Annotated in this window: 25 protein-coding genes, 5 tRNA genes and 2 other RNA genes; 26 read left to right on the top strand and 6 right to left on the bottom strand. The window is 64.6% G+C overall.

The window, feature by feature from the left end; translation table 11 throughout:
* Window positions 1–168: 168 nt before the first annotated feature.
* The 3 genes from ACQGNJ_RS00845 to wrbA form a co-directional block, all read right to left on the bottom strand.
* Window positions 169–1,374 carry an IS4 family transposase gene (locus ACQGNJ_RS00845; RefSeq protein WP_426687330.1) on the bottom strand — a complete coding sequence of 402 codons (1,206 nt, stop codon included), beginning with the start codon at window positions 1,372–1,374 and terminating at the stop codon, window positions 169–171.
* 139 nt (window positions 1,375–1,513) lie between these two features.
* On the bottom strand, window positions 1,514–1,885 hold the full coding sequence (locus ACQGNJ_RS00840; RefSeq protein ID WP_426687329.1) for a DUF2069 domain-containing protein: 372 nt from the start codon (window positions 1,883–1,885) through the stop codon (window positions 1,514–1,516).
* On the bottom strand, window positions 1,882–2,484 hold the full coding sequence (wrbA, locus tag ACQGNJ_RS00835) for an NAD(P)H:quinone oxidoreductase (protein ID WP_426687328.1): 603 nt from the start codon (window positions 2,482–2,484) through the stop codon (window positions 1,882–1,884). Before wrbA ends, ACQGNJ_RS00840 begins: the two co-directional genes overlap by 4 nt.
* A gap of 119 nt (window positions 2,485–2,603) precedes the next feature.
* Between wrbA and ACQGNJ_RS00830 the strand changes: the two genes are divergently transcribed.
* The 3 genes from ACQGNJ_RS00830 to ACQGNJ_RS00820 are packed head-to-tail and all read left to right on the top strand — an operon-like array spanning window position 2,604 to window position 4,643.
* Window positions 2,604–3,881: a YihY family inner membrane protein gene (locus ACQGNJ_RS00830; protein ID WP_426687327.1), complete on the top strand. Its 1,278-nt coding sequence runs from the start codon at window positions 2,604–2,606 to the stop codon at window positions 3,879–3,881.
* The gene (locus tag ACQGNJ_RS00825) at window positions 3,878–4,363 is read left to right on the top strand and encodes a TlpA family protein disulfide reductase (RefSeq protein WP_426687326.1); all 486 of its coding nucleotides are present in this window, start codon (window positions 3,878–3,880) and stop codon (window positions 4,361–4,363) included. The genes ACQGNJ_RS00830 and ACQGNJ_RS00825 overlap by 4 nt, the downstream gene beginning before the upstream one ends.
* 13 nt (window positions 4,364–4,376) lie before the next feature.
* Complete coding sequence (locus tag ACQGNJ_RS00820) at window positions 4,377–4,643, top strand: acylphosphatase (protein ID WP_426687325.1); 267 nt, start codon at window positions 4,377–4,379, stop codon at window positions 4,641–4,643.
* Here ACQGNJ_RS00820 and ppk2 read toward each other — a convergent pair.
* The 3 genes from ppk2 to hemA all read right to left on the bottom strand — a co-directional run bounded on the left by ppk2 (window position 4,640) and on the right by hemA (window position 8,067).
* Complete coding sequence (gene ppk2 / locus ACQGNJ_RS00815; RefSeq protein ID WP_426687324.1) at window positions 4,640–5,404, bottom strand: polyphosphate kinase 2; 765 nt, start codon at window positions 5,402–5,404, stop codon at window positions 4,640–4,642. The two genes, ACQGNJ_RS00820 and ppk2, sit on opposite strands and share 4 nt — an antisense overlap.
* Window positions 5,405–5,629: 225 nt before the next feature.
* Window positions 5,630–6,709, bottom strand: a complete 1,080-nt coding sequence (gene prfA, locus ACQGNJ_RS00810) for a peptide chain release factor 1 (RefSeq protein WP_426687323.1) — start codon at window positions 6,707–6,709, stop codon at window positions 5,630–5,632.
* Window positions 6,710–6,801: 92 nt separating this feature from the next.
* Window positions 6,802–8,067 carry a glutamyl-tRNA reductase gene (gene hemA / locus ACQGNJ_RS00805; protein ID WP_426687322.1) on the bottom strand — a complete coding sequence of 422 codons (1,266 nt, stop codon included), beginning with the start codon at window positions 8,065–8,067 and terminating at the stop codon, window positions 6,802–6,804.
* A gap of 168 nt (window positions 8,068–8,235) precedes the next feature.
* Here hemA and ACQGNJ_RS00800 point away from each other — a divergent pair, with 168 nt between their 5' ends.
* From ACQGNJ_RS00800 to rpoB, 23 genes are all read left to right on the top strand, one after another.
* Entirely contained in the window at window positions 8,236–9,918 is a 1,683-nt protein-coding gene (locus ACQGNJ_RS00800) for a tetratricopeptide repeat protein (RefSeq protein ID WP_426687334.1), read from the top strand.
* Complete coding sequence (lolB, locus tag ACQGNJ_RS00795) at window positions 9,915–10,523, top strand: lipoprotein insertase outer membrane protein LolB (RefSeq protein ID WP_426687321.1); 609 nt, start codon at window positions 9,915–9,917, stop codon at window positions 10,521–10,523. Before ACQGNJ_RS00800 ends, lolB begins: the two co-directional genes overlap by 4 nt.
* Window positions 10,524–10,596: 73 nt before the next feature.
* Window positions 10,597–11,988 (top strand): 4-(cytidine 5'-diphospho)-2-C-methyl-D-erythritol kinase, encoded by a 1,392-nt coding sequence (gene ispE, locus ACQGNJ_RS00790; protein ID WP_426687320.1) that lies wholly within the window; start codon window positions 10,597–10,599, stop codon window positions 11,986–11,988.
* Window positions 11,989–12,036: 48 nt separating this feature from the next.
* Window positions 12,037–12,113 (top strand) — tRNA-Gln (locus tag ACQGNJ_RS00785).
* 50 nt (window positions 12,114–12,163) lie between these two features.
* Entirely contained in the window at window positions 12,164–13,105 is a 942-nt protein-coding gene (locus tag ACQGNJ_RS00780) for a ribose-phosphate diphosphokinase (RefSeq protein ID WP_426687333.1), read from the top strand.
* A 143-nt stretch (window positions 13,106–13,248) separates the two neighbouring features.
* Window positions 13,249–13,947: a 50S ribosomal protein L25/general stress protein Ctc gene (locus ACQGNJ_RS00775; RefSeq protein ID WP_426687319.1), complete on the top strand. Its 699-nt coding sequence runs from the start codon at window positions 13,249–13,251 to the stop codon at window positions 13,945–13,947.
* Window positions 13,948–13,998: 51 nt separating this feature from the next.
* A complete protein-coding gene (gene pth, locus ACQGNJ_RS00770) occupies window positions 13,999–14,583 on the top strand; it encodes an aminoacyl-tRNA hydrolase (protein WP_426687318.1) in 585 nt (194 codons plus the stop codon).
* An 82-nt stretch (window positions 14,584–14,665) separates the two neighbouring features.
* Complete coding sequence (ychF, locus tag ACQGNJ_RS00765; protein WP_426687317.1) at window positions 14,666–15,754, top strand: redox-regulated ATPase YchF; 1,089 nt, start codon at window positions 14,666–14,668, stop codon at window positions 15,752–15,754.
* Between the two features lie 182 nt (window positions 15,755–15,936).
* Window positions 15,937–16,425, top strand: a complete 489-nt coding sequence (locus ACQGNJ_RS00760) for an acyl-CoA thioesterase (protein ID WP_426687316.1) — start codon at window positions 15,937–15,939, stop codon at window positions 16,423–16,425.
* Window positions 16,426–16,519: 94 nt separating this feature from the next.
* Window positions 16,520–16,605 (top strand) — tRNA-Tyr (locus ACQGNJ_RS00755).
* A 38-nt stretch (window positions 16,606–16,643) separates the two neighbouring features.
* A non-coding RNA gene (locus ACQGNJ_RS00750) (RtT sRNA) lies at window positions 16,644–16,786 on the top strand.
* 38 nt (window positions 16,787–16,824) lie between these two features.
* A non-coding RNA gene (locus ACQGNJ_RS00745) (RtT sRNA) lies at window positions 16,825–16,967 on the top strand.
* Between the two features lie 18 nt (window positions 16,968–16,985).
* Window positions 16,986–17,059, top strand: a tRNA-Gly gene (locus tag ACQGNJ_RS00740).
* A 130-nt stretch (window positions 17,060–17,189) separates the two neighbouring features.
* Window positions 17,190–17,265: transfer RNA gene (locus tag ACQGNJ_RS00735), tRNA-Thr, on the top strand.
* A 75-nt stretch (window positions 17,266–17,340) separates the two neighbouring features.
* On the top strand, window positions 17,341–18,531 hold the full coding sequence (gene tuf / locus ACQGNJ_RS00730) for an elongation factor Tu (RefSeq protein ID WP_426687223.1): 1,191 nt from the start codon (window positions 17,341–17,343) through the stop codon (window positions 18,529–18,531).
* Between the two features lie 99 nt (window positions 18,532–18,630).
* A tRNA-Trp gene (locus ACQGNJ_RS00725) sits at window positions 18,631–18,706 on the top strand.
* An 82-nt stretch (window positions 18,707–18,788) separates the two neighbouring features.
* Complete coding sequence (gene secE, locus ACQGNJ_RS00720) at window positions 18,789–19,178, top strand: preprotein translocase subunit SecE (RefSeq protein ID WP_426687315.1); 390 nt, start codon at window positions 18,789–18,791, stop codon at window positions 19,176–19,178.
* Window positions 19,179–19,191: 13 nt separating this feature from the next.
* Window positions 19,192–19,752, top strand: coding sequence for a transcription termination/antitermination protein NusG (gene nusG, locus ACQGNJ_RS00715; protein WP_426687314.1), 561 nt, complete (start codon window positions 19,192–19,194; stop codon window positions 19,750–19,752).
* 313 nt (window positions 19,753–20,065) lie between these two features.
* Complete coding sequence (gene rplK / locus ACQGNJ_RS00710) at window positions 20,066–20,494, top strand: 50S ribosomal protein L11 (protein WP_077516972.1); 429 nt, start codon at window positions 20,066–20,068, stop codon at window positions 20,492–20,494.
* A 3-nt stretch (window positions 20,495–20,497) separates the two neighbouring features.
* Window positions 20,498–21,205, top strand: coding sequence for a 50S ribosomal protein L1 (gene rplA, locus ACQGNJ_RS00705; RefSeq protein ID WP_426687313.1), 708 nt, complete (start codon window positions 20,498–20,500; stop codon window positions 21,203–21,205).
* A 346-nt stretch (window positions 21,206–21,551) separates the two neighbouring features.
* A complete protein-coding gene (rplJ, locus tag ACQGNJ_RS00700) occupies window positions 21,552–22,085 on the top strand; it encodes a 50S ribosomal protein L10 (protein WP_426687312.1) in 534 nt (177 codons plus the stop codon).
* A 44-nt stretch (window positions 22,086–22,129) separates the two neighbouring features.
* Window positions 22,130–22,498 (top strand): 50S ribosomal protein L7/L12, encoded by a 369-nt coding sequence (rplL, locus tag ACQGNJ_RS00695; RefSeq protein WP_099654060.1) that lies wholly within the window; start codon window positions 22,130–22,132, stop codon window positions 22,496–22,498.
* Between the two features lie 230 nt (window positions 22,499–22,728).
* Window positions 22,729–26,892, top strand: coding sequence for a DNA-directed RNA polymerase subunit beta (gene rpoB / locus ACQGNJ_RS00690; RefSeq protein WP_483432738.1), 4,164 nt, complete (start codon window positions 22,729–22,731; stop codon window positions 26,890–26,892).
* Window positions 26,893–26,994 lie beyond the last annotated feature (102 nt).

The raw sequence follows: 26,994 nt of genomic DNA, 5'->3' as shown, positions 1-26,994 counted from the left end.
ATTTGAGCTTGTTTTTTCGTCCTGTGCTTCGGTGTGAAGGACGAGAAGGCCCAGTCGAACTGGTAGCACCCATTACCGTTTCATAGGCCTGTTCACCACCGCAGCGCGCTTGTTGCATATACCGGGCGGACCAAAAAAGGGGTCAGGTTCTGAGGTTTCCCCACGTTTTCATGCCGGCACTCCCAGTTGATCCAGCAGTTGTGCGCTGGGGTGTCGTAGCTGATCGATGAGTTCGCTCAAGCGCGTGCTCGACCATCGTCGCACAAGTGCCTCGCGACCCAGCCGCATGACCGAGTAGAGGCGTCGTCTCGATCGGAACGGCGTGAGCCAAGCGTCGATACCGCAGCGCTCGCACGCCATGCCCACGAGCCACGTGGCAAACGCGGCCATCGCGCTGAGCAGCAACAGCACTTCAATACGCGCCCCCTTGCGGGTGAGACTGTCCTCGAAGCCTCGCCCGTAGCGATGGGATTTCAGATCACGGAACGACAACTCGATCTGCATGCGCCGGCCGTATAGCGTGATCAGCTGGCGCGCACTGAGCGCTAACGACGGAGAGGCCACCAGCAGCCACGGCTCGCTCTCCCGCTGTGCGTTCTTGCGGCTGTTGGAGTTGCAAGCAGGCACGCCTTGTCGATTGCGATGCTTGCGGCCTTTGGGAGGCTTGGCGTGCAACACCACACGTGCCGTGAGGGGATTGCTGCGTGCGATATCCATCGATCCGAAATCGCGCGGCTTGCGTGCCGCCAAGGCATACATGGCTTTGCACGTCACCCATTCATCAGGCTCGTCGGGTACCTCGACGGGTTTGAGATACGTCGTGTTGCGCAAGCGTCCCAGCCACTGCCAGCCCATCGCCTCGACCGCACGGAACCATGGCCCGCGGAAGCCGGCGTCTGTCACCAGAATCGGCCGCACGTCATCGGGAAGCACGTGCGCCAGGCGTTGTAGAAAACGCTTTTCGGCCTTCGGCGAGCTCTGTTGCCCGCCGGGAAACACCATGTCCAGGATCGGCAGCGAACGGCCACCCACGGGAATCGCCGCACGCAACAGATGCCAGCTCCGATCGGCCTTCAGATCCGACCAATCGATGAGGATGACGGGTTGTTTGCTGCGCACCAGCCAACGGGTCATGGCCTGGTAAATGTGTTCGCGCTCGACGTGCAGATGGCGGTTGCCCAAGAGCCGATCCAGCGCCTTGAGCGGCGCGCGGACGCGTTCCGCGCCGGGCCATGAACGCGCCAGATCGATCAGCGTCAGGTGGCTGCCGTGAATCATCGCCTCAACGGCACGCAGCAACACATGACTGCGCAGCGCATGCATCGAACCGAGTGCATCGCCCAGGCACTTTTGCAATACTTTGGTCGCGCGCATGGTGTGGTCTCCTCTGGCTTCGTAACCCGTGAGGAATGACCGCATCATGCGCGTACTGTTCCTTCAGTCTCCACGCAAGGTGTTGATTGATCGAGGAGATTCGTGGGGAAACCTCAGGGTCAGGTTCATTTTCCAGGCGTCAGACGGTATCTCCACTGCGCGGTTTGCGCTTCACCCCGGCGCCCAGCGCCGCGATCAGCAACACGGTCAGCACGATTTCCGCGATCGCCAGCCAGCGCTCGCCGGCCGAGCTCCACGCCTCGGACACGCCGTGGCAGAAGTAGAACAGGCTGAGGATGCCGACCCAGAGCAGGGCGCGGCGCACGTCGCGCAGGGCGAGCAGGGGCAGCAGCAGCGGGGCGATGGTGATCGCCAGCAGCAGGGGCAGCGGCATGCTCTGCGGCGGCACCAGCCACGCGTGCCAGACGAGTTGCAGCACGACGAGCAAGGCCCAGGCGGCCAGGCCGATGCGATAGACGGGCAGGATGGGCGCGCGCGTGGCGGCGGTCATGGCGTGTCCGCCAGGCGGCGGGCCACGTCGGCCAGTCGGCGGCCCAGCGCGCGGGCCAGTTCGCGTTCGTGTTCGCTGATGGCGTTGTCGCCCTTGGCACCGGCCACGTGGCTGAGACCGTACGGCGTGCCGCCGCTCTGCGTGCTGGTGAGTGCCGGTTCGGTATAGGGCAGGCCGACGATCAGCATGCCGTGATGCAGCAGCGGCAGCGCCATCGTCAGCAAGGTGGATTCCTGGCCGCCATGCATGGTGCTGGTGGAGGTGAACAGTGCCGCCGGCTTGCCGACCAGCGCGCCGCTGGCCCATTCGGCGCCGGTGGTGTCGAGGAAATGTTTCAGCGGCGCGGCCATGTTGCCGAAACGGGTGGGGCTGCCCAGGGCGAGTGCGACGCAGTCGAGCAGGTCCTGCTTCTGCACGTAGGGCGCGCCGTCTTCCGGCTCCGGCGGGTGGGCCACTTCGGTGACCGGCGCCACCGGTGGTACCTGGCGCAGGCGCGCGCGCATGCCGGGCACTTCCTCGATGCCGCGGGCGATCAGCCGTGCCAGCTGGGCGGTGTGGCCGCTGCGGCTGTAGTACAGGACCAGGATTTCATGATGCATGCGGCGTCGACTCGCGCGTTTGAGGCTTTCACGGCCAATACGCTAGTGTACCGGCCGATACCCACCATGTTGGTGGCCATCGTCGGCGCCCGGCCCGGGCCAGCGACGAGAGGACAGCGATGATCCGGCGTTTCAATCGCGACCGCACGAAGACCTTCAGCCGCTTCATCTGGCAGCGCTTCATCGACGACAAGTGCTTCGAGACGGCCGGTGCGTTGTCCTATACCACGCTGGTTTCGCTGGTGCCGCTGACCGTGGCGGTGCTGGCGATGTTCTCGGCGTTTCCGGTGTTCCAGCCGGCGCGCGATACGTTGATCAACTTCGTGTTCAACAATTTCGTGCCGTCGACCGGTGAAGCGGTGCAGGCGACCATGCTGGGCTTTGCCGCGAACGCCAGCAAGCTCACCGGCATCAGCATCCTGGTGATGCTGTTCAGCGCGTTGTCGATGATGATCAGCATCGAGGATCGGCTGAACCGGATCTGGCGCGTGCACCAGGCGCGCAGCTGGGGATCGCGCTTGCTGCTGTACTGGGCGGCACTGACCCTGGGCCCGGTCCTGGTGGTCGGCGGTATCGCGGTGACTTCCTATGTCACCGCGGCGCCGTTGCTGCACAGTGCGGTGGACCAGTTTGGCGCGCTGACGCAGGGTCTGCTCAGCACGCTGCCGTTCGTGGTGACGTTCTTCACGCTGTGGCTGATGTATTCGGTGATTCCCAACTGCAAGGTGTCGCGCCGCGACGCGGCGATCGGCGCGCTGCTGGGTGCGGTGCTGTTCGAGATCGCGCGCTGGGGCTTCGGCCAGTTCGTGCAGCATGCGCAGACCTACCAGCAGATCTACGGCGTGCTGGCCGCCATCCCGATCTTCCTTTTGTGGATCTACCTGTCCTGGGTGATCGTGATTCTGGCCGCCTCGATTGCCGCGTCGGCGTCCGCGTTCGAATATCACCCGCCCCGGGAAACCCTGCCGGAGGGTGCCGAATTTCTCGGCTTGCTGGTGGTGTTGCGGCATTTCGTGGAGGCACAGCGTCGCGGTGATTGCGTGGATCCGGCCGACTTGCGCGTGCGCGAGCCGTATCTGCGCAGCGCGCTGGTCTCGGCCTATATCGACGACCTCGAGCAGGCCGACCTGATCCAGCGTGGCGAAACCGGTGGCTGGCTGCTCTGCCGCAGCCTGGACAGCACGGACCTGTTGCGCGTCTACCGCAACACCGACTACCGCCTGCCGCTGGAACCGGTGGAGGAAGCCGCCACGCTGGGTATTGAACTGCCGCCGGAACTGCTCGCCATGCTGGCCGGGCTGGCGGTGGAGCTGAAGGCGAAGCTGGGTGCCCGGCTCGACGAAATCTATCCCCCTGCCGCCAGCGTGGCGGCTGATCCCGAGGAACTCCCCGCATGACCTTGCTGCATTCCACTTTCTTCCGATCCGCCGTATTTGGCCTGGTGTTCGGCTTCGGCTTTTCGGCGCAGGCTGCCATGCCGGAGCGCCCCTCGTTGCATGTCATCACCCTGGACGGAAAGGCCTTCGACCTCGCCGCCCAGCGCGGCAAGTGGGTGATCGTCAATTACTGGGCGACCTGGTGCGTGCCGTGCATCAAGGAAATGCCCGACATCTCACGCTTCGTCGCCGCGCACAAGAACGTGGCGGCGATCGGCCTGGCCTACGACGACAGCGAGCCGGCCGACATCAAGGACTTCCTGGCCAAGCACCCGGTGGTATATCCGGTCGCCCAGGTCGGCATGGACCAGCCGCCGAAGGATTTCGACGAGCCACGCGGCCTGCCGACCACCTATCTGATCAGCCCCGACGGCAAGGTGGCGAAACACATCGTCGGGCCGGTGACCGAGGCGTCACTGGCCGCACTCATCGGCCAGCCGTGATGGGTACGCCGTGATGCCGACGGCATGCTTCATCGTCCGTGGCCGGGTGCAGGGCGTGTTCTACCGCGCCAGCACCCGCGAGCAGGCGTTGGCGCTGGGTGTGTGCGGACACGCGAAGAACCGGTCCGATGGCAGCGTCGAGGTGCTGGCCAGCGGATCGATGCAGGCGCTCGATGCGCTGGAGCAGTGGCTGCGGAAAGGCCCGCCGTTGGCATGCGTCGACGCGGTCGATCGGGAAGAGCTGCCGGAGCGGCAGTTGCGCGACTTCCACACCGGCTAGAACGTGGCCGGCACCCGCAGCGCCCGCTCGGTGACGTGCTCGGTTTTCGGCTTGCCCTTGAGCTTCGGCAGCTTCTTGGTCGGCACGGCTTCCTCCTGCAGCGGCACCTGCTGCAGCAGGTGCCGGATCAGGTTGATGCGGCCGTGTTTCTGGTCGTTGAAGTCGACCACGAACCACGGCGCATGCTCGGCGTGCGTGCGCTCGATCATCACGTCGCGCAGCTTGCCCATCTCGGCATATTTCTGGCGTGCCATCAGGTCGACCGGCGAAAGCTTCCAGCGCTTGAGCGGGTCGTCGGCGCGCTCGCTGAAGCGTTGCTCCTGTTCGGCCTGGTCCACCGTGAGCCAGTACTTCAGCAGGATGATGCCGTCGTCGGCGAGCAACTTCTCGAACGCGGGGACGGCGTCGAGGAAAGCTGCGTATTGCGCGGCAGTGCAGAAGCCCATCGCCGGTTCCACCACGGCGCGGTTGTACCAGCTGCGGTCGAACAACACGAACTCGCCGGCACTTGGCAGGTGGGCGACGTAACGCTGGAAATACCACTGGGTGGTTTCCTGCTCGCTGGGCTTGCCAAGCGCGGCGATGCGGTAGCCGCGGGTGTCCAGGCTTTCGGTGATGGCCTTGATGGTGCCGCCCTTGCCGGCGGCATCGCGGCCCTCGAAGATCACCAGCAGGCGCTTGCCGCTGCTGCGCAGACCACGTTGCAGGCGAACCAGGTCGACCTGAAGCTCCCTCATCGCCTTGCGGTAGTGCTTTTCCATGGTGACCTCGCCCGATGCAATGTGGCGCTCAGGGTAACCCGGCCGGCCGTGACGGTGAGGTTCAGGCGTTGGCGGGCGACGGCACGAGTTGGTGTGGCGGGTTTGGCGTGCGGCGAAGATCAAGAGCGACCCCACCCCAACCCTCCCCTGCGACCGCAGGAAGTCCCTTGAGGGACACGCAGGGGAGGGAGCGGAAGCCCGCGGGCCAGTGCTGCTCTTGCCGCTTCAGGCGTTGCCGAGTGCCTGCAACTGGTCGGCCTGGTGTTCGCGGGTCAGCGTGTCGATCAGTTCGCCCAGGTTGCCCTGCATGATCTCGGCGAGGCTGTACAGGTTCAGGCCGATGCGGTGGTCGGTGACCAGGTTGTCCTTGTAGCGGTAGGTGCGGATGCGCTGGCTGCGGTCGCCGGTGCCGACTTGCAGCCGGCGCGATTCGGCTTGTTCGGCGGTCTGCTTGCTGCGCTCGGTGTCGAGCAGGCGCGCCTTCAGCAGGCTCATCGCGCGAGCCCGGTTCTTGTGCTGGCTGCGTTCTTCCTGGCATTCGACCACGGTGCCGGTGGGCAGGTGGGTGATGCGGATCGCCGAGTCGGTCTTGTTGACGTGCTGGCCGCCGGCACCCGACGCACGGAAGGTGTCGGTCTTGAGGTCGGCCGGGTTGATCGCGATGTCGTCGATCTCGTCCAGCTCGGGCAGCACGGCGACGGTGGCGGTGGAGGTGTGCACGCGGCCTTGCGACTCGGTGACCGGCACGCGCTTGACGCAGTGGGTGCCGGATTCGAATTTCAGCTGCGAATACGCGCCGCTGCCTTCGATGCGGGCCACGACTTCCCGGTAGCCGCCGTGTTCGCCGGCGTGCTCGCTGAGGATCTCGACGTGCCAGCGGCGGCTTTCGGCGTAGCGCAGGTACATGCGGAACAGGTCGCCGGCGAAGATCGCCGCCTCGTCGCCGCCGCTGCCTGCGCGCACTTCCAGGAACAGGTTCGCCTCGTCGCGCGGGTCCTTCGGCAGCAGCAGCAACTGCAGTTCGCCGTCCAGCTCCTGCAGCCGCTGTTCCAGCCGGCGCACGTCGTCGATGGCCATCTCGCGCAGCTCGGCGTCGACCAGCATGGCGCGGCTTTCCGCCAGCTCGCGTTCGGCGTCGTCATGCTCGCGCAGCGACGCGGCGACAGGATCAAGCTGGGCGTATTCCTGCGACAGGCCGCGGAAGCGGTTGTTGTCGGCCAGCACCTCCGGTTGCGACAGCAGCAGGCCGATTTCCTGGTGGCGCTCGGCGAGAGCCTCGAGTTTGCGGCGAATGGATGGAGTCATGCGTGGCGGCGTTCGCTTCTGTGTAGGAGCGCACCGAAGTGCGCGATCACTGCCCGGATTATCGCTGGTCGGGTCGCGCACGGGGTGCGCTTCTACAGCGCTTCGGAGTCGTCCAGGTCGTACAGCCGGCTTGCTGCGTGGAGCAGGTCCAGGTCTCCGTTCAGCGCGGCCTCGCGCAGGCGGGCGCTGGGGTGGTGCAGCAACTTGTTGGTCAGCGTGTTGGCCAGAAACGCCAGTGCCTCGTCGGGCGACTTGCCGTGGGCCAGCATGGTGCGGGCCTTGACCAGTACCTGGTCGCGGTACACCTCGGCATGCTGGCGCATGTCCATGGCCGGATTGCGCACGGTGAGTGCGCGGCGCCAGGCCATGTAGCGATCGACCTGCAGGTCGATGATTGCTTCGGCATCCTGGGCGGCGGCGGCGCGCGAGCGCAGGTTGTTGTCGATCACCTGGCGCAGGTCATCGATGCCGTAGAGATAAACGTCGGGCAGTTCGCCCACGCTGGCTTCGATGTCACGCGGCACCGCGATGTCGACCATGAACATCGGCTTGCGTTTGCGCGCGACCATGGCCTGCTCGACCATCGCCCGCGTCACGATCGGCTGCCGCGCGGCGGTGGAGGAAATCACGATGTCGGCTTCGGCCAGATGTTGCGGCAGGTCGGCCAGTGCGATTGCGTAACCGCCGTAGCGCCCGGCCAGCTCCTGCGCGGTTTCCGGCGTGCGGTTGGCCACGATGATCCGGCGCGCCTGCTTTTCAGCCAGATGCCGCGCGGCCAGCTCGATGGTGTCGCCGGCGCCGATCAGCAGCACGCAGGCCTGCTTCAGGTCGGCGAATACCTGCTCGGCCAGGCGCACCGCGGTGAAGGCCACCGACACCGTGTGCGCACCGACGCGCGTGTCCGTGCGCACCCGCTTGGCCACCGCGAAGGTGTGCTGCAGCAGGCGGTCCATCGGCGCCTTCAGCGACTGCGCTCCGCGCGCCAGCTGGTAGGCGTCCTTCACCTGGCCGAGGATCTGCGGCTCGCCCAGCACCATCGAATCCAGCCCGGTGGCGACCCGGAACATGTGGCGCACCGCTTCGTCTTCGTCATGCCGGTACAGGAACTCATCCAGCTTGCCGGGGGTCAGACGGTGATGACGATTCAGCCATGCCCGCGGAATATCCTCGGCACCGGCGGCGATGCCGACATACAGCTCGGTGCGGTTGCAGGTGGACAGGATCATCGCCTCTTCCACCCCGGGCTCGCTGGTCAGCGCGCGCAACGCCTCGCTGGCGGCGTCAGCGTCGAACGCCACCTGCTCGCGCAGGCTGACCGGCGCGGTGAGGTGATTGAGCCCGAGGGCGATCAGCGGCATGGTGGTTGGAACATCTCGGCGGCGATGCAGCGGCGTAGGCTAAGCTTGGCGCATCGCCGTCTGGTGGTGGTGACCGGCAAGGTCAAAACAGGCATGTGGATGGAGAGTAGTGTGCGGAGCGGGCCCGGCAAGTTCAAGCAAGTGCGGCATTTTACGGCAGTGGCGGCGATGGCGCTTGGTCTGGCGGCCTGTGCCGGTACGCCGGTGCGTTCCGTGCCGAACGGCGTGGCCTCGACGCAACCGCTGGCGCGGCTGGTGGTGGCCACGCCCGACGCCGACCATGACGTGCTGGCGCAACTGCTGGCCGGCGAAATGGCGCTGGCCCGCACCGACCTCAAGGCCGCTTCCGGTCATTACGACAAGGCGATGGCCTTGAGCAACGACCCGAAAGTGGCTGAACGCGCGGCCGGGCTGGCGATTGCCGTGCACGACGACGATGCGGCCCGGCGCGCACTGGCGCGCTGGCAGGCGCTGGGTGCAAAGCCGGCGTCGATCGCGCAGGCACGGGCGCAGCTGGCGCTGGATGTGGGCGATACCGCGGAGGCGCGCCGGCAGCTGGACATCCTGGTTGGCAGCGGCGACCCGGATGCCTGGCGCCAGTTCGGCCGGGTGCTGGTCGGTGCCCGCGACCAGGCCCAGGCCGCGCGTCTGCTCGAAGCCCTCGCCACGCCGCAGCGACTGCCCGCCGATGCCCATGCCTGGCTGGCGATGAGCGAACTGGGCGATCGGTTCGGCCGTCACACCTATGCGGTGCAGATCGCCGAGGCGGCGATGCAGCGCTTCCACAATGCCGAAACCTATGCCTGGGCGGCGCAGATGAAGTTCAAGGACGGCGACCGCGCCGGCGCGGCGGCCTTGCTGCAGAAAGCCATCGCGAAGGAGCCGAAGAACATCCAGTTGCGCCTGGCCTACGCCGGCATGCTCGGCCAATCCGGTGACTATGCCGCCGCCAGCAAGTTGCTGGCGCAAGGGCCGCAGAACGCCGACACCTATGCCATGCGTGCCGGGCTCGCGGCTCATCTGCATGACGACAAGGCGCTGGCGACCTTGTATCGCCAGCTGCAGGCCGCGCCCGCCGACGTGCGCGCGCACAGTGCCTACCTGCTCGGCCAGCTGGCCGAGATGCAGAATCGCCCGGCCGACGCGCTGGCCTGGTACGACCAGGTCGGCGACGACGACGAGCATGCGTTCGATGCCGATCTGCGCAGCGCGATGATCCTGCACACGCAAGGCAAGCGCAGCGATGCGCACGCCTTGCTGGAACAACTGCAGCTGGCCTATCTCGACCAGCCGGCACAGCTGCGCCAGGCCTGGCAGGCCGACGCCGAGCTGTATCTCACCGAGCAAAACTATGCGAAGGCGGAGGCCGCGTTCAGTCACGCACTGCAAGTGGTGCCGGATGATCCGGGCTTGTTGTACGGCCGCGGCCTGACCTATGCCGAGGCCGGCCAGGTGGATCAGGCGGTGCAGGATTTCGAGCGGCTGCTGAAGATCAAGCCGGGCGATGTCGATGCCAGCAATGCGCTGGGTTACACCCTGGCCGATGCCAATCGCGACCTGCCCGAGGCCGAACGCTTGATCAGCACGGCGCGCGCGGCCAAGCCCGATGATCCCGCGATCGCCGATTCCTGGGGCTGGCTGCAGTATCGCCTGGGCCATCTCGACCAGGCGGCGGACACCTTGCGTGGCGCATGGGTTGCCCGCAAGGATGCCGACGTCGGCGTGCACCTGGGTGAGGTGTTGTGGCGCCAGGGCCACCGCCAGGATGCCCAACGGGTCTTCGACGAAGTGCGCAAACTCGATCCGCACAACGACAACCTGCAGCAGACCCTGAAGCGGTTGCGCCCATGAGGCGCTGGCAGGGCCTGCTGATCTGCGTTCCGTTGCTGTTGCTGGCCGCCTGCGTGCCGCAGGCGGTACGGCTGAAAGGCGACGCCGGCCTGCTCAAGGCCCAGCTCGCCCGCGAGCAGGCGCTGGCGCATGCCGATCACTGGTCGCTGCAGGGGCGGCTGGGCATTTCCAACGGCAAGGACGGTGGCAGCGGCAGCTTCAGCTGGACCCAGGATGGCGACCGTTATGAATTCACCTTGCGCGGGCCGGCGATCAGCGCGATGAACTTCCGTCTCAGTGGCGGCCCTGACGGTGCGTTGCTGGAAGGGCTGGAACACGGCCCGGTGCGCGGGCCGGACGCCGAGGCACTGATGCGCAAGGCGCTGGGCTGGGAAGTGCCGCTGCGCGATCTGCGCGCCTGGGTGCTCGGCGTGCGCGCGGACAGTGGTCCGGCCGAATTGAGTTTCGGCGAAAACCGCCTGCCTTCGTTGCTGCAGCAGGATGGCTGGGTGGTCGACTATCGCGAATGGGACGAAGCCCGCCAGCCGCCGTTGCCGACCAAGGTGTTTGCCGCCAGGGCACCGTACAAGGTGAAGTTGTCGATCGAATCCTGGCAGTTTCAGTAAGTCGGTCCGCCTGGGTTAGGCTTTGCGCCCCCTGACGGTCTTGTTGCCGATGCGCGAATCCCGGAACGCCAGCATGTCATTCCCCATCGAGCGCGCCGAACCCGGCCAGGTCGACGCCTTGTGCGCCATCGAGCGCAGCGCCGTCCAGCTGTTTCGCGGACACCCGGCATGGGCCAGTTATGCGGCGCTGTCGATCCCGCCCGAGCTGTTGCTGCAGGCGATTGCCCGTGGTCTGGTCTGGGTGGCGCGCGACGGTGCTGGCGATCCGGTCGGTTTTGTCTGGCTGGACACCGAACTGGAATCCGGCGCGATCGGCATCGCCGAGATCGACGTGCTGCCCGAGTACGGCCAGCGCGGCATCGGCGCCGCGTTGCTTGAGCATGCCTGTGCCTGGGCCGGCGCGGCCGGCTACCGGCGGATGGATCTGGGTACGCTGGCCGATGTGCGCTGGAACGCGCCGTTCTACGCCAAACACGGTTTCGTCGTGGTCGACAAGAATGACCCGACCTTTGCCTTTGCCCGCCAGCGCGATCGGGAGAACGGTTTTTCCGACCAGCTGCGCGTGTTCATGAGCCGCGCGCTGCCGGCTCCCGCGCGCGACGAGTGGACGGTGTGGCCGGCGCCGGCCAAGTTGAACCTGTTCCTGCGCATCGTCGGGCGGCGCGCCGATGGCTACCACGAGCTGCAGACGGTGTTCCGCCTGCTCGATTGGGGCGATGAGCTGCGGCTGCGGGTGCGTGACGACGGTGAAATCCGGCGAGTGGGTGAGATTCCCGGCGTGCCCGAATCGTCCGACCTGGTCGTTCGCGCGGCGCGGTTGCTGCAACAGCACGCCGGGACCGCCCTGGGTGCCGATATCGCGGTGGACAAGCGCATCCCGATGGGCGGCGGGCTGGGTGGCGGCAGTTCCGATGCCGCGACCGCACTGGTCGCATTGAACTGGCTGTGGGGACTGGCCCTGGATGAAGACACGCTGGCCGAACTGGGACGCCAACTGGGCGCTGACGTGCCGGTTTTCGTTCGCGGGCGCTCGGCCTGGGCCGAAGGGGTCGGCGAGCAACTGACGCCGCTGGCCCTGCCGCCGCGCCACTATGTCGTGCTGGATCCCCATGACGTCGTCCCGACCGGCGCGTTGTTTCAAGCGCCTGAATTGACACGAAATGCGCCGCGAGCGACAATTTCATCCTTTGCTTCGGGCGAAACGACGGAAAATGCCTTTGCGCCGGTAGTCCGCGCGCGGCTCCCGCGGGTGGCTGCGGCGCTGGACTGGCTCGGTGGTTTTGGCACGTCGCGACTCTCCGGTAGCGGTGGGTGCGTGTTTCTGGAGTTGCGTTCGCTGGAACGGGCGCAGGCCGTGGCAAGGCAATGTCCGGCGACGTTCACGGCGCATGTCGTCAGTGGCGTCGAGTGTTCGCCCTTGCTTGAGTCGTTGCAGCGACATGCCGGTATGACACCTGCGAATTGATGGAAGCGGTTGGAAAAAGTTCAAGACAGTAAAGATCGACACACATACTGGGGCGTCGCCAAGCTGGTTAAGGCACGGGATTTTGATTCCCGCATACGCAGGTTCGAATCCTGCCGCCCCAGCCACTCATGATCGCCAAGTTTTCGAGGTAGCACCTGTGGACACGTCCACCCCGATGATGCTGTTTACCGGCAACGCACATCGTTCCCTGGCCGAGGATGTCGCCCATCGCCTGGGCGTGCCGCTGGGCAAGGCGCTGGTCGGCACGTTCAGCGACGGCGAAGTGCAGATCGAGATTGAGGAAAACGTCCGCAAGCAGGAAGTGTTCGTGATCCAGCCGACGGGCGCGCCCAGCGCGGTGAACCTGTTCGAGCTGCTGGCGCTGACCGACGCGCTCAAGCGCGCCTCGGCCGCCAGCGTCACGGCGGTGATTCCGTATTTCGGCTATGCGCGGCAGGATCGCCGGCCGCGTTCGGCGCGGGTGCCGATCACCGCCAAGCTGGCGGCGCGGATGATCGGGGCGGCCGGCGTCGACCGGGTGCTGACGGTGGATCTGCATGCCGACCAGATCCAGGGCTTTTTCGACATGCCGGTCGACAACGTGTATGCGTCGCCGGTGCTGCTGGCCGACATCTGGCGCAGCCACAGCATGGACGACCTGATCGTGGTCAGCCCGGACGTGGGTGGCGTGGTGCGTGCGCGTGCGATCGCCAAGCGGCTGGACGATGCGGACCTGGCAATCATCGACAAGCGCCGGCCGCGTGCGAACGTGTCGACCGTGATGAACATCATCGGCGACGTGGAAGGCAAGACCTGCGTGATGGTCGACGACATCGTCGACACCGCCGGCACGCTGTGTGCGGCAGCTGCAGCTCTGAAGGAGCGCGGCGCCCGCAAGGTGGTTGCCTATTGCGTGCACCCGGTGCTGTCGGGTGCGGCGGTAAGCAATATCGAGGGCTCCCAGCTCGACCAGCTGGTGGTCACCAACACCTTGCCGCTGCGCCCGGAAGTGCAGGCCTGCGCCAAGATCCGTCAGCTCTCGGTCGCCGAGCTGCTGGCGGAAACCATTCGCCGCATCGCCTTTGGCGAGTCGGTGAGTTCGCTGTACGTGGATTGATTGTTGAAAGTCCGCCCCGGATGGGCGGTCTTGATCTCAGCTTTCCGCGGCATGGATGCCGCGTGGAAATAACGATCTTCCCCGGTCGCAGGGAAGTCACCCAGCCGCCGCGAGGTGGCAAACACAACCTAGGTAGTAACGACATGTCCAAGACTCATGAGATCAAGGCGCAGAGCCGCAAGGACGAGGGGAAAGGTGCGAGCCGCCGCCTGCGTCATGCCGCTTTCGTGCCGGCCGTGGTGTACGGCGCCGGTCAGCCGCCGGAAAGCATCCAGATCGAACACAACACCATCCTGCTCGCTGCCAAGAACGAGTGGTTCTTCTCCTCGGTGCTCGACCTCAACGTCGACGGCAAGGTGCAGAAGGTGCTGGTGCGTGACTGGCAGAAGCATCCGTTCAAGCAGCTGATGATGCACATGGACTTCCTGCGCATCGACGAGAACGCCAAGCTGCGCGCCAACGTGCCGCTGCACTTCCTGAACCAGGAGAAGTCGACCGCCGGCAAGACGTCCGGTCTGGTCATCTCGCACAACCTGACCGAGGTGGAGGTTTCCTGCCTGCCGAAGGACCTGCCTGCGTTCATCGAGCTGGACCTGGGCGCGCTCGAGGCTGGTGACATCATTCACCTGTCGCAGCTGAAACTGCCGGCGAACGTCGAGTTGCCCGCGCTGGCGCTGGGCGAGGCGCATGATGCTGCCGTGGTCACCGTGAACGCAGTGAAGGAAAGTGCTGCCGACGCCGCCGAGGATGCGGCTGCCGAGGCCGAGGCCGAGGCGAACAAGGCTGCCGCTGCGAAGGCGGGTGGCAAGCCTGCCGCCAAGCCGGCTGGCGACAAGAAGTAAGTCGGGCAATCCCGCGCCCGCAGGGGCGCGGGATTGCGTGGCTGGTCGCTCATGGCTGGTTTGCGACTCATCGTCGGACTGGGCAATCCCGGTGCCGAATACCTCCGAACCCGGCACAATGCCGGGTTCTGGCTAGTGGATGCTCTCGCTGGCGGTCAGGGCGAGCGCTTCGCCTTCGACGGCAAGCTGCACGGTGAAAGCTGTCGCGTGCGCCTCGGTGGCGAACCGGTCTGGCTGCTGAAGCCGGCCACCTTCATGAACAAGAGCGGCATCGCCGTGGTTTCGGCGCTGCGCTATTACAAGATCGAGCCGGACGAATGTCTGGTCGCCCACGACGACCTGGACCTGCCTGCCGGTACCGTGCGGATGAAATTCGACGGCGGCCACGGCGGCCAGAACGGCTTGCGCGACATCATGGCCCACTTGGGCCACGGCAAGTTCCATCGGTTGCGGGTCGGCATCGGCCATCCCGGCCATCGCGACCAGGTCACGCCCTGGGTGCTGGGCCGTCCGTCGGCGCAGGACGAGAACGCGATCATCGACGGCATCGGTCGCGCGCTGGACGTGCTGCCGCTGGCGGTGGATGGCCAGTTCGACAAGGCGATGCAGCAACTACATACAAGCCGGGATTCGTGATGCGGGATTCGGGATTCGTCAAAAGCATGGCGGTCCCGATCTTCCAAATCCCGAATCCCGAATCCCGAATCCCGGAGTTCAAATGGGCATCAAATGCGGCATCGTCGGACTGCCCAACGTCGGCAAGTCCACCCTGTTCAACGCGCTGACCAAGGCAGGTATCGCCGCGGCGAATTTTCCCTTCTGCACGATCGAGCCGAATGTCGGTGTGGTACCGGTGCCTGACCTGCGCTTGAGCGCGCTGGCTGCGATCGTCAATCCGCAGAAAGTGATCCCGACCGCGGTCGAGTTCGTCGACATTGCCGGCCTGGTGGCCGGCGCTTCGAAGGGCGAGGGACTGGGCAACAAGTTCCTGGCGCATATCCGCGAAGTCGATGCGATTGCCCACGTGGTGCGCTGCTTCGAGGGCGACGTGATCCATGTCGCCGGCAAGGTCGACCCGATTTCCGACATCGAGACGATCGACACCGAGCTGGCGCTGGCCGATCTGGAATCGGTCGACAAGGCGCTGAATCGCGCCGAGCGCGCGGCCAAGGCCAACGACAAGGAGGCGCTGGCCAGGAAGCCGGTGCTGCAGAAGCTGTCCGCCGGCCTCAACGAGGGCAAGTCGGCACGCAGCCTGGATCTGGACGAGGAAGAGAAGGCGCTGGTGCGCGACCTGTTCCTGCTTACGTTGAAGCCGCTGATGTACATCGCCAACGTGGCCGACGACGGCTTCGAGAACAACCCGCTGCTGGACGCGGTGCGTGCGCGTGCACTCACCGAGGGCGCCGAAGTGGTGCCGGTGTGCGCGTCGATCGAAGAGGAGATGGCGCAGCTCGAAGACGCCGATCGCGACGAGTTCCTGAAAGACATGGGCCTGGACGAGCCGGGCCTGAACCGGGTGATCCGTGCCGGCTACAAGCTGCTCGACCTGCAGACCTATTTCACCGCCGGCGTGAAGGAAGTGCGTGCCTGGCAGTTGCGGCGTGGCTCCAGTGCACCGCAGGCGGCGGGCGTCATCCACAGCGATTTCGAGAAGGGCTTCATTCGCGCCGAGACGATCGGCTACGACGACTTCATCCAGTACAAGGGTGAAGCCGGCGCTGCCGCGGCCGGACGGTTGCGCAAGGAAGGCAAGGAATACATCGTCAAGGACGGTGACGTGCTGCACTTCCTGTTCAACGTCTGAGTTCGGTGGCTCCACGAAAAAGGCGCACCTCGGGGAGCGCCTTTTCCGTGTCCGCTCAGAGCGCGCTGCCGTCGAACTTCCAGGTGAACTGCAGGTAGTGGCTGCGCCCCGGCGGCGAAGCGGCGGGGTGGGCGGGTGGGGCATAATCGGCGCTTCCCCATCCACCTGCGAGTTGAGCCGCCATGCCCGGAAAGCAGCATGAAGTCACCTTCCGCTTTCTTGCCCAGCCGACCGATGTGAATTTCGGCGGCAAGGTGCATGGCGGGATGGCCATGAAATGGATCGATCAGGCCGGCTACGCCTGTGCGGTGGCGTGGAGCGGGGCGTACTGCGTCACGGTGTCGGTCAGCGGCATCCAGTTTGTGGCGCCGATCCTGATCGGCGATCTGGTCACGGTGCGGGCCCGCCTGATTCATACCGGCACGTCGAGCATGCATCTGGCCGTGGATGTGCTTGCCAGCGACTTGCGCAAGGACCAACGTCGCCTGGCCACCAGTTGCGTGATGGTATTCGTGGCGCTGGACAGCCCGGACGGCAAGCCCACGCCGGTGCCACACTGGGAACCGCGCGACGACAGCGAACGTCGATTGCAGGAACAGGCAAAACGCCTGCTTGACGTGTCGAAGGGCATGGAGCAACTGATCTGCCTCCAGCCCGTTGCGCGGGACTGAACGCGACGGCGAAAAAATCGCGATTCCACGCGACATTGGCCTCTGCAGGTGTTGACAGTTCGGGGTTCGATCCACACAATACGCGTTCTTTGTTGGAGGGATACCCAAGCGGCCAACGGGGGCAGACTGTAAATCTGCTGGCTTACGCCTTCGGTGGTTCGAATCCACCTCCCTCCACCAGCTTGAGTGCCATCGGTAGTCAAGTTTCGGAGATCTGACAATCAGGGCTGTGGAGGTGGACGAGATCCGCCGCCGTGGTTCGACAAGATCGCAGGAAGCGATCTTGAACGCGACGCGAAAGCGGCGCGGCCCCGGAGGGGCGGAGGGCAGGATGCCCGGAGTAATCCACCTCCCTCCACCAGCTTGAGTGCCATCGGTAGTCAAGTTTCGGATATCTGACAAGCAGGATCGTGGAGGTGGATGAGATCCGCCGCCGTGGTTCGACAAAATCGCATGGAGCGATTTTGAACGCGACGCGAAAGCGGCGCGGCCCCGGAGGGGCGGAGGGCAGGATGCCCGGAGTCATCCACCTCCCTCCACCAGCAAGAGTTCCGCGCCTGGCGGGAGTAGTTCAATGGTAGAACATCAGTTTTCCAAACTGATTACGCGGGTTCGATTCCCGCCTTCCGCTCCATTGCTCTGCAAGTGTCAGGCGCTGTTGATCGAGGCAATTGCCGTTTGATCGACGCTTTTATGAAGAGTCCGACAGGATGTCGGTCTTGAGTTCGCCATCAGGGAAGATGGCTGAGGTACACCAAATACACGCTCATGTAGCTCAGTCGGTAGAGCACTTCCTTGGTAAGGAAGAGGTCACAGGTTCGATTCCTGTTATGAGCACCAAATGCATGGCCAGTCCGGCCAGCCCCGAAAGGGCAGTTTTCTTCAATTCATCGACTCCATCGGGGTGTAGCGCGCATGGCAAAGGGTAAATTCGAACGCACCAAGCCGCACGTCAACGTCGGCACGATTGGTCACGTGGATCACGGCAAGACGACGCTGACGGCAGCGCTGACGAAGGTCGGTGCGGAACGTTTTGGCGGCGAGTTCAAGGATTACAGCGCGATCGACGCGGCGCCGGAAGAGAAGGCGCGCGGCATCACGATCTCGACCGCCCACGTGGAATACGAGTCGCCGATGCGTCATTACGCGCACGTGGACTGCCCGGGCCATGCTGACTATGTGAAGAACATGATCACCGGTGCGGCGCAGATGGACGGCGCGATCCTGGTGTGCTCGGCCGCGGACGGCCCGATGCCGCAGACGCGCGAGCACATCCTGCTGTCGCGTCAGGTCGGTGTGCCGTTCATCGTGGTCTACCTGAACAAGGCGGACCTGGTGGACGACGCCGAGCTGCTCGAGCTGGTCGAGATGGAAGTGCGCGAGCTGCTGACCAAGTACGACTTCCCGGGCGACGACACCCCGATGATCCACGGTTCGGCCCGCATGGCGCTGGAAGGCGACCAGAGCGAGATCGGCGTGCCGTCGATCATCAAGCTGGTGGACGCGCTGGACAGCTACATTCCGGAGCCGGTGCGCGTCATCGACCGCCCGTTCCTGATGCCGGTGGAAGACGTGTTCTCGATCTCCGGTCGCGGCACCGTGGTGACCGGTCGTATCGAGCGCGGCATCATCAAGGTGGGCGACGAAATCGAAGTGGTCGGCATCCGCGACACGCAGAAGACCACGGTCACCGGCGTGGAAATGTTCCGCAAGCTGCTGGACGAAGGTCGCGCAGGCGACAACGCCGGCCTGCTGCTGCGCGGTCTGAAGCGTGACGACGTGGAGCGTGGCCAGGTGCTGGCCAAGCCGGGCACGATCAACCCGCACACCGACTTCGAGGCCGAGGTGTATGTGCTGTCGAAGGACGAGGGTGGTCGTCATACGCCGTTCTTCAAGGGCTATCGTCCGCAGTTCTACTTCCGTACGACCGACGTGACGGGCGCCTGCCAGCTGCCGGAAGGCGTGGAGATGGTGATGCCGGGCGACAACGTGAAGATGGTGGTGAGCCTGATCCACCCGATCGCGATGGACGAAGGTCTGCGCTTCGCGATCCGCGAAGGCGGCCGCACCGTCGGCGCCGGCGTGGTGGCCAAGGTCATCAAGTAAGCTATTGCGGGATTCGGGATTCGGGATTCGGGATTCGGAAAGGCAGACGTCCTTCCGCTTTTCACGAATCCCGAATCTCGAATCCCGATTCCCGTTCATACGCCAGTAGCTCAATTGGCAGAGCAGCGGTCTCCAAAACCGCAGGTTGGGGGTTCAAGTCCCTCCTGGCGTGCCACTTCCCCGAGGATCGAGACGGGTGACGATGGCAGGGTCGCACCGCAAGGCGCGGCATGCTGCTGACACCCGGTCACTAGTGCATGAATACCAAGGTAGAACAGCCCAAGGGCACGAACGCCGCCGACATCGGCAAGCTGGTACTGGCGGGGCTGGTGCTGGCTGCCGGTGTTTTTGCCTATTCCTGGCTCGGTCGGGATGGCAGCATCCCTTCGTCGGTGCGCCTGCTTGGCGTGCTGGCGGCGCTGGTGGTTGCGCTGGCGATTGCCGCATTTACCGCGCTGGGACGCCGTGTTCGGAACTTCATTGCCGACTCGCAGTTCGAGATGCGCAAGGTGGTGTGGCCGACCCGCGACGAGACGATCAAGACGACGGGCATCATCATCGTGGTGGTGATTGTCCTCTCGCTGCTGCTCGGTTTGATCGATCTGATTCTGAAGTCGGTCATTCTCGACTGGCTGCTGAAGCTGTAAGCCTGAGGTGAGCATGAGCAAGCGTTGGTATGTGGTGCACGCCTATTCGGGCTTCGAGAATCAGGTGAAGCGCTCCCTCGAGGAGCGCATCAAGCGCGCCGAGATGGAAGAGCGGTTCGGCGAAGTGCTGGTGCCGACCGAAGAAGTGATCGAGATGCGCGGCGGCCAGAAGCGTCGCAGCGATCGCAAGTTCTTCCCGGGCTACGTGCTGGTTCAGATCGAGACGAATACCGAAGGCAAGTCGCCGCGCATCGACGACGAGTGCTGGCATCTGATCAAGGAAACCCCGAAGGTGATGGGGTTCATTGGCGGTACTGCCGATCGCCCGCTGCCGATCAAGGACAGCGAGGCGGACGCCATTCTCAGCCGCGTGCGCGAGGGTGTCGAGAAGCCCAAGCCCAAGGTGCTGTTCGAGCCGGGCGAGATGGTGCGTGTCACCGAGGGCCCGTTCAACGATTTCAACGGCGTCGTCGAGGAAGTCAACTACGAAAAGAGTCGCCTGCGCGTCGCGGTGTTGATCTTCGGTCGCTCCACGCCCGTGGAACTGGAATTCGGTCAAGTCGAAAAAGCCTGAGTAAAGGGCGAAGGTCAGCCGAGCGTCTCCCGCTCACCACCTTCGCCCTCTCCCCCGCCTGCGAGGGGAGAGTTGGAGAGGGGGATCCCCGCCTGACCAGATCCTCCCAGCCCCTGATTTCACCCCCAATGCCATCACTGGCACGGGGATTGCTGACGAGCCAATAAATCTCTATACTGCGCGGTTCACGCGGGGTCTTTTTGGCCCGGCGTGTCCGCGTTTTCGGATCCGCAAGAGGCGGATCTTCCTTCCATCCACGGATCGGTGAACAGCGAGGAGCCGCAAGGCGCCTGGACTCGCGAGGAAAATCATCATGGCAAAGAAAGTTGTCGGTTACATCAAGCTGCAGGTCAAGGCCGGTCAGGCCAACCCCTCGCCACCGGTCGGTCCCGCCCTCGGTCAGCGCGGCCTGAACATCATGGAATTCTGCAAGGCGTTCAATGCCGCCACGCAGAAGCTGGAGCCGGGTCTGCCGATTCCGTGCATCATCACGGCCTACTCCGACCGCAGTTTCACCTTCATCACCAAGACCCCGCCGGCCACGATCCTCCTGAAGAAGATCACCGGCACGGCCAAGGGTTCGCCGAAGCCGAACACCGACAAGGTGGGCAAGGTCACCCGCAAGCAGCTGGAAGACGTTGCCAAGCAGAAGGAGCCGGATCTGACGGCTGCCGATCTCGACGCCGCGGTGCGCACCATTGCCGGTAGCGCCCGCAGCATGGGCCTTGTGGTGGAGGGTTAAGACATGGCAAAGCTCACGAAGCGTATGAAGTCGGCTCAGGCCGCGGTGCAGCCGGGCAAGTTCTATGGCCTGGAAGAAGCGCTGAAGATCGTCAAGGACAACGCCAAGGCGAAGTTCGCCGAGTCGGTGGATGTGGCCGTGCGTCTGGGTATCGACGCGAAGAAGTCGGACCAGGGTGTGCGTGGCTCCTCGCTGCTGCCGCACGGCACCGGCAAGACCGTCAAGGTTGCCGTGTTCTGCCCGCCGGGCGAAAAGGCCGAGGCTGCCAAGGCTGCCGGTGCCGACGCCGTCGGCATGGACGACCTGGCCGAGCGCATGCAGGCCGGTGATCTCGACTTCGGTCGCGTGATCGCCACGCCGGACGCGATGCGCGTGGTCGGCAAGCTGGGCCAGTTGCTGGGTCCGCGCGGCCTGATGCCGAACCCGAAGGACGGCTCGGTGACTGCCGACGTCGCCACCGCGGTGACCAATGCCAAGGCCGGCCAGGTGAAGTTCCGCAACGACAAGGCGGGCATCATCCACGCCACCATCGGCAAGGCGAGCTTCGATCCGGCCCAGCTGGCGGACAACCTCAACACGCTGATCGCCGATGTGATCAAGGCCAAGCCGTCGACGGCCAAGGGCGTGTTCCTGCAGAAAGTGGCGTTGTCCAGCACGATGGGCGTCGGCGTTGCCGTCGATACCTCGTCGCTGACCCTGTCCGCGAAGTAAGACTCAAGTCTCTGGCCGGCTGAACGCCGGTCGGAGCAAGTTTTTGAGGGCAGTTCCGGCTCGATTTCTGCCGGGACCGCTGTCAAAGACCGCAGGCGCAACCAGCGCGCGACGACGACGGGCAGGGAGCTCGGCACTGGCAGGGAATCGCCGGCGTTGCCAACGGGGTTGCTTAATCGGGTTCTTGCGAACCTGGCCTGCGCAGATGGTGCTGCCCCTTCTGGAATCGTTCGACTTCTGGAAAGGCCACCACCCGGGACACCGCAGTGTCCCCGACGTCACGGATGGCGTCGCCCAGGACCGCAAGCGGCAGGAGCCGTGAGCGGAGTTCATTTGGAGGAGTGCAATGGCTCTCAATCTGTCACAGAAGAAAGAAGTAGTCGCCGAACTGGCAGACGTTGCCGCGAAGGCTCACTCCCTGGTCGCTGCCGAGTATGCGGGCACCACGGTCGCTCAGATGACCGCGATGCGCAAGAAGGCTCGCGAATCCGGTGTGTACTTGCGAGTTGTCAAGAACACGCTGGCGTCGCGCGCCGTGGCCGGTACCGAATTCGAGGTCGTCAAGGACGTCCTGGTCGGTCCGCTGCTGTACGCATTCTCGACGGAAGAGCCCGGTGCTGCCGGGCGTCTGATCCAGGAATTTGCCAAGGGTAACGACAAGCTGAAGGCGAAGCTCGTCTCGGTGGAAGGCAAGCTGCTGCCGGCGTCGCACGTCGACGTGCTGGCCGCGTTGCCGACCCGTGAACAGGCGCTGGCGATGCTGGCCCGCGTGCTGGCCGAACCGGCCACCATGTTCGCGCGCGTCGTCAAGGCTGTTGCCGATCAGCAGGGTGGTGGCGAAGTTGCTGCCGAAGCCCCGGCTGAAGCCGAACCCGCCTAAGTTCATCGTCTATCAATCCGAATCCATTTCCAGAGGTAAATGCAATGTCCCTGACCAACGAACAGATCGTTGAAGCCGTCGCCGCCAAGTCGCTGATGGAAGTGATGGACCTGGTGAAGGCCATCGAAGAGAAGTTTGGCGTGACCGCCGCCGCCCCGGTTGCCGTGGCCGGCCCGGCCGCTGCTGCCGTTGTTGCCGAAGCGCAGACCGAGTTCGACGTGATCCTGAAGAACGCCGGCGCCAAGAAGGTCGACGTGATCAAGGCTGTCCGCGCGATCACCGGCCTGGGCCTGAAGGAAGCCAAGGACCTCACCGAGGCCGGCGGCGTCCTGAAGGAAGCCGTGTCGAAGGAAGATGCCGAGAAGTTCAAGAAGGACCTCGAAGCTGCCGGCGCCACCGTCGAACTGAAGTAATCGGCGTTTGCACGCCACCGCTTCGACTTGACGTCAAGCAAGCCTGGGAGCGAAAGCTCCCGGGCTTTGCCTGCTTTGAGCGAGAAGGGGAATGGAGAATCTGAAGTCGCCATGCCTGCGCCGGCAATGCGCTTGTGACGAGTCCCGATTCTCGATTCCCGAATCTCCGATTTTTTTCCATTCAGCCGGTGTGTGCACCACCGGCGTCACTGCGAACCGAGGCGCTACCGATCATGGCCTACTCGTTTACCGAGAAGAAACGCATCCGCAAGGACTTTGGCAAGCGTCCGCCCGTACTGGGCGTGCCAAACCTGCTGACCATCCAGACTGATTCCTATCGGGAGTTCCTGCAGGAGCATGTCGCGCCCAAGCAGCGCGGCGAGAAGGGTTTGCATGCCGCGTTGAAGTCGGTGTTCCCGATCTCCAGCTATTCGGGCAATGCTGCACTCGAGTATGTCGACTATCGCCTCGGCGAGCCGGCATTCGACGAGCGCGAGTGCCGCAATCGCGGCATGACCTATGGTGCGCCGCTGCGTACCACCGTGCGCCTGGTCATCTACGACAAGGACAGCCCGGCCTCGAAGAAGGTGGTCAAGTACATCAAGGAGCAGGAGGTCTACATGGGCGAAATTCCGCTCATGACCGACACCGGCACCTTCATCATCAACGGCACCGAGCGCGTGATCGTCTCGCAGCTGCATCGTTCGCCAGGCGTGTTCTTCGACCACGACCGCGGCAAGACGCACAGCTCGGGCAAGCTGCTGTTCTCCGCCCGCGTGATTCCCTACCGTGGTTCGTGGCTCGATTTCGAGTTCGACCCGAAGGATGCGCTGTTCACCCGCATCGACCGTCGCCGCAAGTTGCCGGTGACGGTGTTGCTGCGCGCGCTCGGTTACAACAACGAGGAAATGCTGGCCACCTTCTTCGAGCACAACGTGTTCCACCTCGGCAAGAAGGGTGGCACCACGCTGGAGCTGGTCGCCGAGCGTCTGCGTGGCGAAACGCTGAGCTTCGATCTGGCGATCGGCGGCAAGGTGCTGGTGGAAGCCGGCAAGCGCATCACCGCGCGTCACGTGCGCCAGCTGGCGGCCGAGAACATCACCGCGCTGGAAGTGCCGGACGACTATCCGGTCGGCCGCATCGTGGCTACCGACATTGTCGACGCGAATACCGGCGAGCTGCTGGCCTCGGCCAACGACGAGATCACCGCCGAGCAACTGGAAGCGTTCCGCAAGGCCGGTATCGAGACCGTGCCGACGCTGTACGTCAACGACCTCGATCGTGGCGCCTACATCTCGCACACCTTGCGCATCGACAACACCAAGACGCCGCTTGAAGCGCTGGTGGAAATCTATCGCATGATGCGTCCGGGCGAGCCGCCGACCAAGGATGCCGCGCAGAACCTGTTCTTCAACCTGTTTTTCACCTTCGACCGCTACGACCTGTCGAGTGTGGGCCGGATGAAGTTCAACCGCCGCGTGGGCCGCAAGGAAATCCTCGGTCCGGGTGTGCTGTACGACCACAAGTACTTCAGCGAGCGCAAGGAAGAGGCGTCCCAGCTGCTGGTCAAGGAGCAGGGCGAATCGTCCGACATCCTCGACGTGCTCAAGGTGCTGATCGACATCAAGAACGGTCATGGCACCGTCGACGACATCGATCACCTGGGCAACCGTCGCGTGCGTTCGGTTGGCGAGATGGCCGAGAACACCTTCCGCATCGGCCTGGTCCGGGTGGAGCGTGCGGTGCGCGAGCGCCTGTCGCTGGCCGAGGCCGATGGCCTGACCCCGCAGGACCTGATCAACGCCAAGCCGGTGGCGGCGGCGGTGAAGGAGTTCTTCGGCTCCTCGCAGCTGTCGCAGTTCATGGACCAGAACAACCCGCTGTCGGAAGTGACGCACAAGCGTCGCGTTTCAGCGCTTGGGCCGGGCGGCCTGACCCGCGAACGCGCCGGCTTCGAAGTGCGCGACGTCCATCCCACCCATTACGGCCGCGTGTGCACCATCGAGACGCCGGAAGGCCCGAACATCGGCCTGATCAACTCGCTGGCCGTGTATGCCCGCACCAACTCGTACGGCTTCCTCGAGACGCCGTACCGCAAGGTGGCTGGCGGCAAGGTCACCGACAAGGTCGATTACCTGTCGGCGATCGAGGAAGGCGATCACGTGATCGCCCAGGCGAACTCGCCGCTGGACAAGCATGGCGGTTTCGTCGAGGACTTCGTGTCCTGCCGTTTCCGTGGCGAATCCGAGCTGCGCCCGGCGTCCGAAGTGGATTACATGGACGTCTCGCCGATGCAGACCGTGTCGGTGGCGGCGGCGCTGGTGCCGTTCCTCGAGCACGACGATGCGAACCGCGCACTGATGGGCGCGAACATGCAGCGTCAGGCCGTGCCGACCCTGCGCTCGCAGACCCCGCTGGTGGGTACCGGCATCGAGCGCGCGGTGGCTCGCGATTCGGGCGTCATCGTCTCCGCCAAGCGCGGCGGCGTGATCGACCAGGTCGACGCGGCGCGTATCGTGGTGCGCGTGAACGAGGAAGAGGTCGGCGACAACGACGCCGGCGTCGACATCTACACGCTGACCAAGTACACCCGCTCCAACCAGAACACCAACCTCAATCAGCGTCCGCTGGTCAACGTGGGTGACGTGGTGGCGAAGGGCGACACGCTGGCCGACGGTTCGTCGACCGACCTGGGCGAGCTCGCGCTCGGTCAGAACATGCTGATCGCCTTCATGCCGTGGAACGGCTACAACTTCGAAGACTCGATCCTGCTCTCCGAGCGCGTCGTGCAGGAAGACCGTTACACCTCGATCCACATCGAGGAGCTGTCCTGCATCGCGCGCGACACCAAGCTGGGCGCCGAGGAAATCACCGCCGACATCCCGAACGTGGGCGAACAGGCGCTGGCGCGTCTGGACGAGTCGGGCATCGTCTACATCGGTGCCGAGGTGAAGGCCGGCGACATCATGGTCGGCAAGGTCACGCCCAAGGGCGAGAGCCAGCTGACGCCGGAAGAGAAGCTGCTGCGCGCGATCTTCGGCGAGAAGGCGTCTGACGTGAAGGACTCGTCCTTGCGCGTGCCGCCGGGCATGGACGGCACCGTCATCGATGTGCAGGTGTTCACCCGCGACGGCATCGAGAAGGACAAGCGCGCCAAGCAGATCGAGGAAACCGAGGTCAAGCGGATCCGCAAGGATCTGGACGACCAGTTCCGCATCCTCGAAGGCGCCATCTACAGCCGCATGCGCACCCAGCTGGTCGGCAAATCCGCGATGAGCGGCCCGGGCGGTCTCAAGCGCGGCACCGAGATCACCGACGCCTACCTGGACGGCCTGAAAAAGGACGACTGGTTCAAGATCAACGTCAAGGACGAGGACGTCACCGAGTTCCTCGAGCGCGCGGCCGACCAGGTCAAGCGTCACAAGGAAGAGTTCGACAAGCGCTTCAAGGAGAAGCAGGGCAAGATCACCCAGGGCGACGATCTGGCACCGGGCGTGCTGAAGATGGTCAAGGTGTTCCTGGCCGTGAAGCGCCGCATCCAGCCGGGTGACAAGATGGCTGGTCGCCACGGCAACAAGGGCGTGGTCTCCAACGTGGTGCCGGTCGAGGACATGCCGTACTCCGCCGACGGCGTGCCGGTCGACATCGTGCTGAACCCGCTGGGCGTGCCGTCGCGCATGAACATCGGGCAGATTCTGGAAGTCCATCTGGGCTGGGCCGCCAAGGGCCTGGGCAAGAAGATCCAGAAGATGCTCGAAGCGCAGGAGAAGGTCGCCAAGATCCGCGAGTTCCTCGACCAGATCTACAACACCCATGTCGCCGGTGCCGTGCAGTACGTCGACCTGAAGTCGCTCACCGACAAGGAGATCTTCACGCTCGCCACCAACCTGCAGGAAGGCGTGCCGATGGCGACGCCTGTGTTCGACGGTGCGGAAGAGACCGAGATCAAGGCGATGCTGAAGCTGGCGGATCTGCCCGAGTCGGGCCAGACCACGCTGTACGACGGCCGCACCGGCGAGGCGTTCGATCGTCCGGTCACCGTGGGCTACATGCATTACCTGAAGCTCAACCATCTGGTTGACGACAAGATGCATGCGCGCTCCACCGGCCCGTACTCGCTGGTCACCCAGCAGCCGCTGGGCGGCAAGGCGCAGTTCGGCGGCCAGCGCTTCGGCGAAATGGAAGTCTGGGCGCTGGAAGCCTATGGCGCGGCCTACACCCTGCAGGAAATGCTGACGGTGAAGTCCGATGACGTGCAGGGCCGCAACCAGATGTACAAGAACATCGTCGACGGCAACCACGAGATGTCGGCAGGCATGCCGGAATCCTTCAACGTGCTGGTGAAGGAAATCCGCTCGCTCGCCATCAACATCGATCTGGAAGAGGTCAAGTGATCGACGGGATCCGGAATACGGGATTCGGGATTTGCAGAAGCAGACCTGACCCCGATTCCGGATTCCGCACGCTTCGCTTGTTCGAATCGCGGACCTCGACAT

It is taken from the genome of Rhodanobacter ginsengiterrae, from assembly GCF_050026815.1.
In the GTDB taxonomy this organism is placed as follows: Bacteria; Pseudomonadota; Gammaproteobacteria; order Xanthomonadales; family Rhodanobacteraceae; genus Rhodanobacter; species Rhodanobacter ginsengiterrae.
The sequence above is the reverse complement of the archived record's forward strand: the minus strand, read 5'-3'. Positions and strand labels throughout refer to the sequence as shown.

Excerpts from the sequence above, each read along its gene's own strand:
- ppk2 (WP_426687324.1), bottom strand. The coding sequence starts at position 5,404 with ATGGAAAAGCACTACCGCAAGGCGATGAGGGAGCTTCAGGTCGACCTG.
- secE (WP_426687315.1), top strand. The coding sequence starts at position 18,789 with ATGAATACCAAGGTAGAACAGCCCAAGGGCACGAACGCCGCCGACATC.
- ACQGNJ_RS00825 (WP_426687326.1), top strand. The coding sequence starts at position 3,878 with ATGACCTTGCTGCATTCCACTTTCTTCCGATCCGCCGTATTTGGCCTG.
- ACQGNJ_RS00800 (WP_426687334.1), top strand. The coding sequence starts at position 8,236 with ATGGCGCTTGGTCTGGCGGCCTGTGCCGGTACGCCGGTGCGTTCCGTG.
- ACQGNJ_RS00820 (WP_426687325.1), top strand. The coding sequence starts at position 4,377 with ATGCCGACGGCATGCTTCATCGTCCGTGGCCGGGTGCAGGGCGTGTTC.
- ACQGNJ_RS00775 (WP_426687319.1), top strand. The coding sequence starts at position 13,249 with ATGTCCAAGACTCATGAGATCAAGGCGCAGAGCCGCAAGGACGAGGGG.
- wrbA (WP_426687328.1), bottom strand. The coding sequence starts at position 2,484 with ATGCATCATGAAATCCTGGTCCTGTACTACAGCCGCAGCGGCCACACC.
- lolB (WP_426687321.1), top strand. The coding sequence starts at position 9,915 with ATGAGGCGCTGGCAGGGCCTGCTGATCTGCGTTCCGTTGCTGTTGCTG.
- ychF (WP_426687317.1), top strand. The coding sequence starts at position 14,666 with ATGGGCATCAAATGCGGCATCGTCGGACTGCCCAACGTCGGCAAGTCC.
- prfA (WP_426687323.1), bottom strand. The coding sequence starts at position 6,709 with ATGACTCCATCCATTCGCCGCAAACTCGAGGCTCTCGCCGAGCGCCAC.
- rplA (WP_426687313.1), top strand. The coding sequence starts at position 20,498 with ATGGCAAAGCTCACGAAGCGTATGAAGTCGGCTCAGGCCGCGGTGCAG.
- rplJ (WP_426687312.1), top strand. The coding sequence starts at position 21,552 with ATGGCTCTCAATCTGTCACAGAAGAAAGAAGTAGTCGCCGAACTGGCA.
- ispE (WP_426687320.1), top strand. The coding sequence starts at position 10,597 with ATGTCATTCCCCATCGAGCGCGCCGAACCCGGCCAGGTCGACGCCTTG.
- ACQGNJ_RS00780 (WP_426687333.1), top strand. The coding sequence starts at position 12,164 with ATGATGCTGTTTACCGGCAACGCACATCGTTCCCTGGCCGAGGATGTC.
- ACQGNJ_RS00760 (WP_426687316.1), top strand. The coding sequence starts at position 15,937 with ATGCCCGGAAAGCAGCATGAAGTCACCTTCCGCTTTCTTGCCCAGCCG.
- tuf (WP_426687223.1), top strand. The coding sequence starts at position 17,341 with ATGGCAAAGGGTAAATTCGAACGCACCAAGCCGCACGTCAACGTCGGC.
- rplK (WP_077516972.1), top strand. The coding sequence starts at position 20,066 with ATGGCAAAGAAAGTTGTCGGTTACATCAAGCTGCAGGTCAAGGCCGGT.
- nusG (WP_426687314.1), top strand. The coding sequence starts at position 19,192 with ATGAGCAAGCGTTGGTATGTGGTGCACGCCTATTCGGGCTTCGAGAAT.
- hemA (WP_426687322.1), bottom strand. The coding sequence starts at position 8,067 with ATGCCGCTGATCGCCCTCGGGCTCAATCACCTCACCGCGCCGGTCAGC.
- rplL (WP_099654060.1), top strand. The coding sequence starts at position 22,130 with ATGTCCCTGACCAACGAACAGATCGTTGAAGCCGTCGCCGCCAAGTCG.
- ACQGNJ_RS00845 (WP_426687330.1), bottom strand. The coding sequence starts at position 1,374 with ATGCGCGCGACCAAAGTATTGCAAAAGTGCCTGGGCGATGCACTCGGT.
- ACQGNJ_RS00830 (WP_426687327.1), top strand. The coding sequence starts at position 2,604 with ATGATCCGGCGTTTCAATCGCGACCGCACGAAGACCTTCAGCCGCTTC.
- pth (WP_426687318.1), top strand. The coding sequence starts at position 13,999 with ATGGCTGGTTTGCGACTCATCGTCGGACTGGGCAATCCCGGTGCCGAA.
- ACQGNJ_RS00840 (WP_426687329.1), bottom strand. The coding sequence starts at position 1,885 with ATGACCGCCGCCACGCGCGCGCCCATCCTGCCCGTCTATCGCATCGGC.